9 protein-coding genes and 3 pseudogenes are annotated in these 11,568 nt (G+C 60.6%); 8 read left to right on the top strand and 4 right to left on the bottom strand.

What is annotated here, in order from left to right:
- The 7 genes and pseudogenes from ABWU19_RS12945 to ABWU19_RS12915 form a co-directional block, all read left to right on the top strand.
- The coding region (locus tag ABWU19_RS12945; protein WP_435902087.1) for an integrase core domain-containing protein at positions 1–256 on the top strand (256 nt) is incomplete at its 5' end.
- A 90-nt stretch (positions 257–346) separates the two neighbouring features.
- Entirely contained in the window at positions 347–823 is a 477-nt protein-coding gene (locus ABWU19_RS12940) for a hypothetical protein (RefSeq protein ID WP_027878144.1), read from the top strand.
- A pseudogene (locus ABWU19_RS12935) lies at positions 808–1,074 on the top strand (IS1634 family transposase); the annotation flags it as partial. The gene ABWU19_RS12940 and the pseudogene ABWU19_RS12935, both read left to right, overlap by 16 nt.
- A 673-nt stretch (positions 1,075–1,747) precedes the next feature.
- Positions 1,748–2,740 carry an AAA family ATPase gene (locus tag ABWU19_RS12930; RefSeq protein WP_027878143.1) on the top strand — a complete coding sequence of 331 codons (993 nt, stop codon included), beginning with the start codon at positions 1,748–1,750 and terminating at the stop codon, positions 2,738–2,740.
- Positions 2,740–3,612, top strand: a complete 873-nt coding sequence (locus ABWU19_RS12925) for a ParB/RepB/Spo0J family partition protein (RefSeq protein WP_435902088.1) — start codon at positions 2,740–2,742, stop codon at positions 3,610–3,612. The genes ABWU19_RS12930 and ABWU19_RS12925 overlap by 1 nt, the downstream gene beginning before the upstream one ends.
- Before the next feature lie 32 nt (positions 3,613–3,644).
- Positions 3,645–6,428, top strand: a complete 2,784-nt coding sequence (locus ABWU19_RS12920; protein ID WP_435902086.1) for an ankyrin repeat domain-containing protein — start codon at positions 3,645–3,647, stop codon at positions 6,426–6,428.
- Between the two features lie 62 nt (positions 6,429–6,490).
- Positions 6,491–7,249: pseudogene (locus ABWU19_RS12915) on the top strand (IS701 family transposase); the annotation flags it as partial.
- Positions 7,250–7,657: 408 nt separating this feature from the next.
- Here the strand turns inward: ABWU19_RS12915 and ABWU19_RS12910 are convergent.
- The 4 genes and pseudogenes from ABWU19_RS12910 to ABWU19_RS12895 form a co-directional block, all read right to left on the bottom strand.
- Positions 7,658–8,965, bottom strand: coding sequence for an ABC transporter substrate-binding protein (locus ABWU19_RS12910; RefSeq protein WP_435902085.1), 1,308 nt, complete (start codon positions 8,963–8,965; stop codon positions 7,658–7,660).
- Positions 8,966–8,982: 17 nt separating this feature from the next.
- The gene (locus ABWU19_RS12905) at positions 8,983–9,807 is read right to left on the bottom strand and encodes a carbohydrate ABC transporter permease (RefSeq protein ID WP_051529431.1); all 825 of its coding nucleotides are present in this window, start codon (positions 9,805–9,807) and stop codon (positions 8,983–8,985) included.
- Entirely contained in the window at positions 9,800–10,735 is a 936-nt protein-coding gene (locus ABWU19_RS12900) for a carbohydrate ABC transporter permease (protein WP_435902084.1), read from the bottom strand. The genes ABWU19_RS12905 and ABWU19_RS12900 overlap by 8 nt, the downstream gene beginning before the upstream one ends.
- 116 nt (positions 10,736–10,851) lie before the next feature.
- Positions 10,852–11,041: pseudogene (locus ABWU19_RS12895) on the bottom strand (IS701 family transposase); the annotation flags it as partial.
- A gap of 74 nt (positions 11,042–11,115) precedes the next feature.
- Between ABWU19_RS12895 and ABWU19_RS12890 the strand changes: the two are divergent.
- Positions 11,116–11,358: a hypothetical protein gene (locus ABWU19_RS12890; protein WP_435902083.1), complete on the top strand. Its 243-nt coding sequence runs from the start codon at positions 11,116–11,118 to the stop codon at positions 11,356–11,358.
- Positions 11,359–11,568 lie beyond the last annotated feature (210 nt).

Raw genomic sequence — 11,568 nt, 5'->3', positions numbered from 1 at the left:
GAGCCGCTACTGCCTGGCGGCAGTAGCCACCCTGACCGAAGATGCCCAGGCGGCGAGCAATGCCCTGGGCCAAGCCATTCTTCAGGCTGAGCAGCTCAAGCTCCCCACTCAAGGCATAGAGGTCAAGAGCGACCAGGGCACAGCTTTCAAGGCCAACGCCCGCGAGGATTACAACACCCGGCGTCCGCACCAGGCGTTGGATTACAAGACCCCACTGGAGGTTATCCGGTCAGCTCAGGAAACTGGTATCGTTTAGGTGAAGCACTACAGCCCCTGCCTGCCATCGCCCCCACCGGGAAGCGGCGGCAACCCCCAGGCCTCAGGGACAGGGGTAGGATGGGGGTGTATGGAAGGTGAAGCTCAGAAAGCCGCCTACTTCCACGCCACCCTGCGGGCTGCGGGCACCCTCCTCCCCCCCGACGAGGAGAGGAAGCACCCCACCCTCCGGCTGGAGGGCGGCGGGCTGGAAGGGGAACTCCCCCTCAAGCCCGAGCGCCTCTCCCCCACCGCGGGCCGGCACCTGCGAAAGACCCTACAGAGACACCCCGAGGGGACAGCGGTGGGCCTCGTCCTCTGGCCCCGGACCAGGGAGGAGCAGCTGAACCTGCAGGCCGCCCAGGTAGGCTTCCTGCACGTCTACCCCAGGCCCGAGCTGGCGGGCACCTTCAGTGCCCTGAGCCTGCCCCAGGCCTGGGAAGTGGCCAGCGGGCGGCTGCTGCTGGAGGTGCGGCCCAACCAGGGGGGCGGCCTGAACCGGCCCTTCGCCCTGAAGCTCTTCCTCCCCAGGGGCCTGGAGGTGCCCCCGCAGCTTTGGGAATGGTGATGAGCCTGGCCCTGTTGGTCTACACCCTGGGGGAATGGGAGCTCAGGCGAAAGCTCCTGGAGGACCAGGCCAGCCTACCGGATCAGAAGGGTAAGCCTACCCAAAGACCCACCCCACGCTGGGTGTTCCAGCTCTTCCTGTGGGTGCGTCTGGTGGTGCTGGAGGGCAGGCCCCGGGTGCTCAACCTGACACCCCATCACGAGACGGCAGCCCGCCTGCTGGAGGTGGAGCGATATTATCTCCTGGAATAAGAATTGTGCGGAATGTCGGTATTTTGCTTTCAACTGAGTAACTCCTATTGAAACGGAAAAAACACATGATGATGAAAATTTATAAAGAGTTTAATTAAAAAAAATTGATGTTAAATTACATCATCAAGAGCAGTCGTAGAAATGCGTCCTGTACATAGATTAACCAGGGTATTTAGCCAAGTATTCCGATACCTTGGAGGCATTTTTAGCCAAGTATTCCGATAATTAGCGAGGCCAAAATGACCGAGTATTCCGATACCCCCCTTATGAACTGACCAAGTATTCCGATGGTATCCCCTGTTCAATTAGCCAAGTGTTCCGATAGGGACAGGGCCCAACTAGCCAAGTATTCCGATAGCCCGTGACCCGCAATTGACCAAGTATTCCGATAGTCTGAAGGTGAAATTGACCAAGTGTTCCGATAATGGCTGTTCCCTGCTTAGGGCCTGGGGCGACATGTAACTTATTCTTTGCTGGACGATGCTTCTCTCAGTTTTATGGCTATTTCATAATAGAAAACTAGCCAAGTATTCCGATACCCACCAGATGAAAACTAGCCAAGTATTCCGATACTCAACTTCGCTGGCGCAACGTGGGAACCAGTATCGCCCTGAGGTGATCGGACTTCCTCGAAGCGGTTGCCTTATTGTCGCAATCCACATATGATTGCGTTATGAAACAGGAGCGTTTGATTCCTCTGCCCGAGTATGCGCGGCTGACAGGAACGCCCGAGACTACCATCCGTCTTCACCTGAAAGAGGGGCGAATTCGCGGTGTACGGCTGGGGCGTTACTGGTATATACCCATGGAAGTGGAGGTTGAAACCGAGACTGCAAGGGCGCGGGTCTTCACCTTCTTTACCCACGCCGGGGGTGCGGGCAAAACCAGCCTGGCCCGTGACCTGGGGTTTGAGCTGGCCTCGAGGGGGTACCGGGTGCTTCTGGTGGATGCCGACCCTCAGGCCAACCTGACAGCCTGGATGGGGATGGATCCCGGTGAGGTGGAGGATCGGGAAACCCTTATCTCTGTGGTTCATGATAAGGGTTTCCCCGACCCGCGCCGGGCCATCATCCAGGGGGTGGCCCTGGATCTGGTTCCCGCCAACATGAACCTGGCCATGGCCGAGGTCATGGTGCCCACGAAAAACCTGGGCATGGTATTGCTGCGAACCGCTCTGTACGAGAGCGGCCTTCTGGATCGCTACGATTTTGTGCTGGTGGACTCCCCTCCCTCTCTGGGCTCCATCGCAGCCATGTCCGCGCTGGCCGGTGAAGGGCTCATTGTACCAGTGGAGACGAGCGCCAAGGGAATGCAGGCGCTGAAGGGGGTGCTCGAGGTGAGCAAAGACTATCTCCGCACCCTGCTGGCCTTGCGCCTCCTCTCCCCTACCCAGGCTGGGTTCATTCGTCTGCTGGTGCCTACCAAGTATGATTCGCGCACGGTCCAGGACCGCAAGATGAAACTCCTTCTTGAGGAGGCCTCAAGGGTGGGCCCGCTTGCACCACCTATTGCCTACCGGCCAGCCCCGTACAAAGAGGCCATAGACCAGGGTTTGCCCGTACAGGCTGTGAGCGACGAAAAGGTACATGAGGAGATGAAGGCGCTGGCCCAGGCCTTTCTCCAGTCCCTGGGTTTAGAGCACAAGGAGGTTAGCCAATGGGCGTAATGGAGAAGATGTTCAGGGAGGCTATGGGGCTTGCAAAAGAGGTCTCGAGCCTGGGTCAGGGTCTCACCCTTCCCCTAACCTCCCTGCGAACCCATGCACAGCCCAGGCGGCATTTTGGGAGCCTGGAGGAGCTGGCGGAGTCGATCCGGAGGCAAGGCATCTTGCAACCACTGCTGGTGCGCCCGGTGGGGGAGGGCCACTACGAGATCGTGGCCGGCGAGCGGCGCTACCGGGCAGCCCAGATGGTCGGATTGAGCGAGGTGCCTGTGCACATCCTGGAGATTTCGGAGCACGAGGCCCGCTTGCTGGCCCTGGTTGAGAACCTTCAGCGCGAGGACCTTAACCCATATGAGGAGACCCTGGGGCTGCTGGATCTGCTTTCGCAGGAGCTATCGCGGAGCAGGGAAGAGGTGGTGACCCTCCTGCACCAGATGCGCAATGAACGCCGGGGAAAATCTACCCATAACGTTATGGGTAACCCCGAAACCATGAGGGTTGAGGAAATTTTTCGGGTGCTGGGCCGCATGACCTGGGAATCCTTCGTACAGAACCGCCTACCCCTGCTCAGGCTGCCGGAAGACCTGAGGGAGGCCCTTGAGGCAGGCACGATTTCCTACACAGTGGCCTTGGAGCTCAAGAAGGTCAAGGATGGCGAAAGGCGCGCCGAGCTGCTGGAGGAAGTTAAGGCCGGACTCTCGTTGCGTGATTTGAAAACCAGGGTGCGCGACGCTCTGCAGAAGGGGAGACCGGTGCTTATCTGGCATAAGGAAGCTGCAAAAAAGCTGGCTAAGCTTGATCTGGATAGATTACCTGCAGAAAAGCGTGTAGAAGTAGAGGAGCGATTAAGGGCGTTGCTAGAAGTACTGGAATGAACGAACGGGGGTTTTTGACTTAAGCTTTGGACATGAAGGTTCTACTCTATGAGGGCCTCGAGGTGCCCCCGCACCTGGAGCAACGCCTGGATCGGGTTCTTGAGTCCCTTCGCCAGGACCGTCCCCAGCAGGCAGAGGTAAAGAAGCTCTCACCAACCCCATACTTCCGGGCCAAGCTAAGCGATAAGGACAGGCTCCTTCTCAAGCTTGTACGGGCTGATGGTGAAGGGGCCTGGCTTGTTCTGGAAGTGATCCCCAATCACGCCTACCACCGCTCCCGATTCCTCCGGGGGGCGGTGGTACAGGAGGAGGCTGCCACCTCCATAGCAGAGGAGATAATGCAGGCAGAGACCTTGCACCACCTCGACCTGAAGGCACCGCGCTTCCACCTGCTGGACAAGCCCCTCACCTTTGACGCCCTACAGGAGGAGGTTTTAAAGGCCCCCCTGCCTCTGCTGCTCTTAGGCCCTGCTGGCTCTGGGAAGACAGCCCTGATCCTGGAGAAGCTGAAGCGTCAGGCGGGACGGGTCTTATACACCACCCTGAGCCCCTTTCTGGCCCGGGAGGCCCGCAGGCTCTACTTCGCCCACGGTTATGAAAACCCCTACCAGGAGCCAGAGTTTCTTGCTTTCTGGGAGTTCCTGGAGACCCTGGAGGTGCCCAAGGGGCGGGAGGCCACCTTCCGGGACTTCCTTCGCTTCTTTACCCCCAAGGCCCACACCTACCGTTTCACCCACGCCCATGCTCTTTTTGAGGAGTTCCGCGGGGTTCTCCTGGCCAATCCCCAGGGACCCCTGGATCTGGAAGCCTACCTGGCCCTGGGGGTGCGGCAAAGCCTTTATCCTGCAGAGATTCGCCCTCAGGTGCACCAGCTATTTCGCGGCTACCTGGACTTTTTGACAGAAGAAGGCCTTATGGATCCAAGCCTGCTATCCCACCATTACCGGAAGCGGGTGGAACCCCTCTACGATTTTGTGGCGGTGGACGAGGTCCAGGATCTTACCCTGGCCCAGGTGGATCTCCTCCTGGGAAGCCTGAAGACCCCGGGGAGTTTCCTCCTAACGGGTGACAGCCACCAGATTGTTCACCCCAACTTCTTTTCCTGGGCCACCCTGAAAAGCCATTTCTTTCGGGAGGACGCCCAGGCCCTGGAACGGATCACCGTGCTCCGCGGCAACTACCGTAACGCCCGCAGGGTATCCGAGCTGGCCAACCGCCTTCTAAAGTGCAAGCAGGTTCGATTTGGCTCGGTAGACCGGGAGAGTACCTACCTGGTGGAACCGCAGGGAGAGCGGGAGGGGCGGGTCCTCCTCTTGCAAAATGACCCCAACCTTCTCAAAGAGCTGAACCAGCGAATCAGAGAAAGCGCCCAGGTGGCCGTCCTGGTTTTACGGGAGGAGGACAAGGAAAGGGCACGGCAGCACCTCTCTACCCCCCTTCTTTTCTCTGCCCAGGAGGCCAAGGGGCTGGAGTATCCTACGGTCATCCTCTTTGCCCCTGTGGGGAGCGCACCAGAGGCCTACCAGGAGGTGGCCAGGGGTGTAGAACCTCGGGATTTGGAAGGGGATCTGATCTACCGCCGGGCCAAGGACAAGGGAGACAAGTCCCTGGAAATCTACAAATTTTTCACCAATGCCCTTTACGTGGCCGTTACCCGGGCGGTGGAGGAGGTGATATGGGTGGAGGGAAACCCAGACCACCCCCTTCTCCACCTGCTGGGGCTAGAGGTGGGAAAGGAGCTTGTCGTAACGGCCCAGACCTCCAGCCGGGAGGACTGGGCCAGGGAGGCGGTACGTCTCGAGGCCCACGGCAACCTCGAGCAGGCCAAGGCGGTGCGGGAGGCCTTCCTCAAGGAAAAGCCGGTGCCCTGGACCGTGTTCGACCGGGAGCACGTGGAGGGTCTTCTGGCTGAGGCCAGCCGGGGCAACCTTAGCGGAAAAATGCAGAAGAAGCTTTTTGAGTACGCCCTTTTCCACCGAGTTCGCCTCATCATCCGTGTTTTGGCCGCGGAAGGTCACGAGGGGGCTAAATCTGTTATCCAGTCCATCTGGTCCAGGCCAGATTATCTGGAGCAGTTATACCGGGAACAGGAGCGCAAAATCCTAAAATCCTATGAAGGCAAGGGCTGGAAAGAGGTGCTCTGGGAGGTGCGGGACTTTGGCCCCAACTACCGTACCCCTTTGGGGGCCACGCCCTTGATGCTGGCAGCCCGGGCAGGCAACACGGAGCTCATCGCGGCCCTCTTAGAACAAGGGGCAGACAGCGAGGCCCGGGACCCGTTTGGTTACACCCCCTTCCTCTATGCCCTGGAACGAGCCATGCTGGACAGAACCTTTGCTAAGGAGCGACTACCGGGCGTGGTAGAACGCTTGGCCCCCACGGCAGTGGATGTTCAGGTGGAGGGACATCTATTGCGTATCTACCCCCAGATGACTGAGTACTGGGTCTTTCTGGTCTCGCTGGCAGCCTTGAAGCTACTTAGCAGTCCGCCCCCCAGGGGCCCGCTGTCTGAGGAAAGTGGTCTTTCTGCCCGGTTCCTTGCCGAGGTTCTGGGAGCCCTTCCCTCTGGCCTTCTGCCCTCTACACTGGGTCGCAAGGAAAACCTGGAAGAGCGCAGATCGTACCTGAGTGGGGTTCTAGCCCGGAACGAGATTCAGAGCACCTACCGCCCAGCCCGTCGCCTGCTGCAACGTGTGAAAAGGGGGTATTACCTACCCAACCCCGATCTGCTCCTGCGTACGGGGGAAGGTTGGGCTCCTCTGGAGCAGGTTATGAATATGCATCAGCTCGGTCTGATCTCAAGCTTCTCCCCATAGGAGAGAGCATGGCTGCCCTTTAGCCTGGGGATACGGCGTGGGGAAAAGACCCTGCTGGCCTTTGGAGCGGTAAGCATCAGGGGGTGGTCAAGGGGATTGCCCTGTTGACCCTGTTGTGGATAGCGGGGCAGGCCCTGATCCCCCTGGTGTACAGACGACAGTCTGTCCCGAAGGGGATCGTCCTGTGCGACTTCCGGGTCTACGACAAGCCCCAGGGTGGGAAGACTAAAAACGACCATTTTCAGCAGATGCTGCAGCAGGCCAAGGCGCGGGGGTTCGCGCCGGAATATGTCCTGATGGATAGCTGGTATGCCGGCCTGGAGAACCTCAAGCAGATTCGGGACTTTGGCTGGCTATTTCTGACGCGGCTGAAGGGCAACCGCCTGGTCAACCCGGATGGGCAGGGCAATGTACCCATCGGTGCGGTGGAAATCCCCGGGGAGGGGCGGGTGGTTCATCTTCGCGGTTTCGGGTTCGTCAAGGTGTTCCGGACGGTCTCTAAAGACGGGGAGGCGGAACACTGGGCCACGAACCATCTGGAGATGAGCGAGGAGGAGCGGGCGAGGTTGGCGCGGCAGGGATGGGGCATAGAGGCGTACCATCGGGGGCTCAAGCAGTGCTGTGGAGTAGAGAAGGCCCAGGTTCGCAAAGCGGTGGCCATGCTCAACCACCTTTTGCTGGCGATACGAGCCTTTCTGAGGTTCGAGGCCTATCGGTTGAAGATGGGGGTGAGCTGGTATGAAGCGAAGACCGCGATAGTTCGCGACGCCATCCGAACCTACCTGGCTCGTCCTATCTACGAGTTTGCCTCAACTGCGTAAGTCCTAATACTATTACACACTATTAGAAATACTAGAGTTTATCTCCTTCGGGGCCAGACCCCGGAGTCAGAGCAGGTCGCCCGCAAAAGAGGGGATAGCTCAAGCCGAGGTCCCGGATGTTGTAGCGGCGGTGCCTACCGCTGGCGAGAGCCGGGAAGAGGCGGTGGTGGTTCCCCTCAGAACCCCCCGGCTTTAGCCGTGGGGAGGTTCAGACTCCCACGTCCCGCTACACCGTGGCGAGAAGCACGTGGAAGTGTCAACTGCTGGAAGCGGTGGCGCTGCTGGACGAGCTCTTGAGCCGGATGCAGGCCTACCAGCATAAAAAAACCCCGCGTTTGCGGGCGCTGTACTCGTGGCAGTAGTGAAAAGCCCCTCGAGCTAGGGCTCGAGGGGCCTCATGGCTCGGTGCTACTGCCGCACGCTGGCGTTGTAGCGGGCCAGCACCTGGTCGGCCCGTTGCTTGGCCTCGTCCAGGGCTTGCTGGGCCGGCTTGCCGCGCAGGGCTTCCTCGATGGCCGACTGCACGATCTGGCGGATCTCGGTGAAGCCACCCATCAGGCAGCCCGCCGAGGCGGTGTTGACCTTGGAGGTCTCGAGCTGCCGCAGGGCGGTGGTGTAGTTGGGCTGACGCACGTAAGCCTGGCGCACGCTGGGAAGCTCGGTCACCCCTTTCACCACCGGGAAGTAGCCGGTGCCGATGATCCACTTGGCCTGGGTCTCGGGTTGCAGCAGGTAGCGGATGAAGGCCCAGGAGGCCGCGTTTTGCTCATCGCTGAAACCGCGGATCAGGTAGACCGCGGCCCCCCCGATGGCTGTGCCGTTGCGTTCGTTCAGGTAGGGGTAAAAGGCCGTGCGCAGCGGGAAGCGGTTGCCCACCTGGCGCAGCACCCCGGTGAGCGAGGCGGTGGAGTAGATGGCGATGGCCGCGTTGCCCTGGGCAAAGAGGGCCTGGCTGTCGGCCCAGCTGCGCCCGGTGTTGGCCACCACCCCTTCGCGCACCAGCCGGGCCCAGGTGTCGAGGAAGGCTACCGACGCCGGGTTGTTGAAGGTGACCTCGGTGGCCCGGGCCCTGCGTCCGTTCTCGTTGTTGCAGAAAAACTGGCCGGAGTTGTAGCTGAACTGCTCCATGAACCAGCTATCAATGGGGATGGAAAGGCCAAAGCGGGTGGTCTTGCCGGAGGCGTCCTTGATGGTCAGCTTGCGCGCGGCGGCCTCGAGGTCGGCCAGGCTCCAGGTGTTGCGGTAGGGGATGCCGGCCTGCTCGAGGGCCTGGGCGTTGAAGTAGAGGATGGGGTTGGAGCTGTTGAAGGCCAGGCCAAAGAGCTTGCCGTCCACCGTGTAGTAGCTGCGGGGCTGGCTGACAAACTGCGAGAGGTCGAAGTTGTTGGCCCGGGCCAGGTCTTCTAAGGGCAGCACCGCGCCCGAGTCGGCCATGAAACGCGCCCCAATGTCGTAGACCTGGATCACGTTGGGCCGCCCCTGGCCTCCGGCCTGCAGGGCCGCCCGCAGTTTGTTGAGGCCGTCGTCGTAGGAGCCCACAAACTGGCTGCGTACCGTGACCCGGTTCTGCGAGGCGTTGAAGTCCTTGACCAGGGCCTCGGTGGCCTCGCCCAGCACCCCGCCCATGGAGTGCCAGAAGTCGATGGTGATGCGCTGGGCCTGGGCCAGTCCACCCAGTGCGCCCGCTGCCAGTAGTGCCACGAAAATCTTCTTCATGTGTTGCCTCCCGATACTTATCCTTTGAGCCCGCCCAGCGCGATACCCCGTACGAAGGCCCGCTGGGCCAGCAGAAAGGCCAACAAAGTAGGTAGCAAGACCAAAATCGAGACCGCCGCCACCACGTTCCAACTGGTCACCTCCACGCTCACCACCTGCGCGATGGCGATCTGGGCGGTCTGCATGCTGGAGTTGTTAATCACCACCAGCGGCCAGAGGTACATATTCCAGGTACCCAAAAAAGTTAGAGCAGCCAGCGCGCCCAGGGCCGGAGCGGCCAGCGGCAGGGCCACATGCCACAGGATGCGCAGGTGGCCGGCCCCGTCTATGCGGGCTGCGTCGAACAGGTCTTGCGGTAGGCTCTTGATGAACTGACGCAGCAGGAAGATGCCCAGCGGCGCGGCAATAAAGGGCACTGTAAGGGCCCAGTAAGTGTTGATCCAGCCGAACTGCTGCACCATCAGGTATAGCGGTAAAAAGGTCACCTCGCCGGGGATCAGCAGCAAAGACACCACAAAGCCGAACAGCAGGCTCTGCCCCACAAAACGTACCCGGGCCAGGGCATAGCCCATGCTGGCCGAGACCAGCAAGACTCCCAGCGTCACGCTGAGCGAGACCACCAGGCTGTTGAGCAGGTAGCGCCCCACCGGGTGTTTTTGCAGGGCCTCCTGGTAGGCCTCGAGGGTAGGCCGGGGGGGCAAGAGACCCGGAGCGTATAGGTCGGCATCGCTGCGGAAGCTGGCCGAGAGCAGGGTCAGCAGGGGCAACACCAAAAGCCAGGCATACACCCCCAGCGCCAGATAGAACAAAGGCCGGGCCAGCCAGCGGGGAAGCCTACCCATAGTGCACCTTCCTTCCAAACCAGCGGAACTGCAAACCTGCCAAGAGCAGCAGCACCAGGAACAAGGCCGCCGCCTGGGCCGAGGCGTAGGAGAAGCGGAAGTTGAAGAAGGCGTCCTGGTAGATGCGGTAGACCCAGACCATGGTGCTTTCGGCGGGGCCGCCGCGGGTGAGCAGGTGAATCTGGCCGAAGGCCGTGAGGCTGCTGAGCATGGTCAGGAGGGCGACTAGAAACAGCGTGGGGGAGAGCATGGGTAGGGTGATGTGCCAGAACTGGGCCCAGGCGCTGGCTCCGTCCAGACGGGCAGCCTCGTAGAGGTCCTCGGGGATCTGTTGCAGGCCCGCGGTCAACAAAATGGCGGTAAAGCCCACCCCGGCCCAAGCCGTTACAATGGCCAGGGTGGGCAGGGCCAGCTCCACGCTGGTGAGCCAGGGCTGGGGAGGCAGACCCAGGGCCTCTAGCCAGCGGTTCACCACCCCCCCAATCGGGTGCAAAAACCAGCCCCAGGCCACGGCGGCCACCGCAGTGGGTACGGCGGTGGTCAGGAAGAACAGGGTGCGGAAAACGTTAACCCCCGGAAAGGGCCGGGCCACCATCAGGGCGGCGATCAGCCCCAGGAGTATCTGCACCGGGACCACAATGGCGGCAAACAAAAAGGTAGCCCCCACCGAGCGCCAGAAGGCGGGGTCTTGCAGCATCTCGGCGTAATTGGCCAGGCCAACCCAGTCGCGCTGGGTGCCCAGGAGGTTTTCGCGGTGAAACGAGAGCCAGAAGGCGTTCAGGGTGGGCCAGACCAGAAAGACCAGCAACAACACCAGGCCGGGAATGAGCAAAAAGAGGGCCTCGAGGGTCTCTCCACCCAGGCGCACAGGGGATTTGGGAATCGGGTGTTTGCGCTCAAAATCCGGTTGCTTGAGTTCTACAGCCATGCCAACTCCAGGTGCGGGCAATTTCCGCTTTGTACAGACTTTCAGTTGACCGTCAGCAGGGCATCATCTCTTCTATGACCGCTTTGTGATGAATACCTGGATTTACGCGCCAACGACTAAGCTGCTTCCAGAGGGCTCAAATCCAGGGTCAGCGTTCCCGTCATCAGTCTCCGTCGGCACTGGTAGAAACTCTACTTCAGCCGCTCTCGTTGTAGCTCAATCAACCCAATAGGCCACCAGGCCCAAAGCCAGGTGCGCCAGCAAGCGCACCCGCTTGCGGTGTCGGTGCCCCTGAGTACCGGCATCGCCGGGCCGCGGTTGCGGCTTCACTTGCCAGAGCTTCTCATATATCGGTACCAGGTGATTCTTGACCGTTTCAGGTGAGATGCGTAGGCAGGGATGTGCTGCACGCCCTGGGTCAACACCAGGAAGGGGGACTGCTGGAGATCAGCCTGGATGGCAAACACCTCAAGGGCAGCGCGCGGGGTGGCGTGGGGGGTAAAGCCATCGTACTGGTCTCGGCTTATCTGAGCCGGTTGCAGAGCAAAGCCGCCCAGTCCCTCGCCGCTCTGCGCAACCTTCTACTTGGTTTCCTCAGGCTTTTATCATATACACCCCATTAGCCAACGATACAAGGGCATGGGATTGACCGCGAAGCGCCGAAGGCTGCGTAGAACGGAAACACCGAGCACATGCAGAAAGCCTAGCAGGAGGTTACGCAAGGCAGCCAGGGTTTGGGCAGCTTTGCGGGTGCGACAAGCATCCTCTCCCAGGGCCACATCCCGTTTGTGGTGCAGTCGGTTCTCAATGCCCCAGTGACCCCGACTGATAAG

This window comes from Meiothermus cerbereus, from assembly GCF_051297115.1.
Classification (GTDB): Bacteria; Deinococcota; Deinococci; order Deinococcales; family Thermaceae; genus Meiothermus; species Meiothermus cerbereus_A.
Note: the sequence above shows the minus strand (reverse complement) of the source record. Positions and strands in the feature narration are given on the sequence as shown.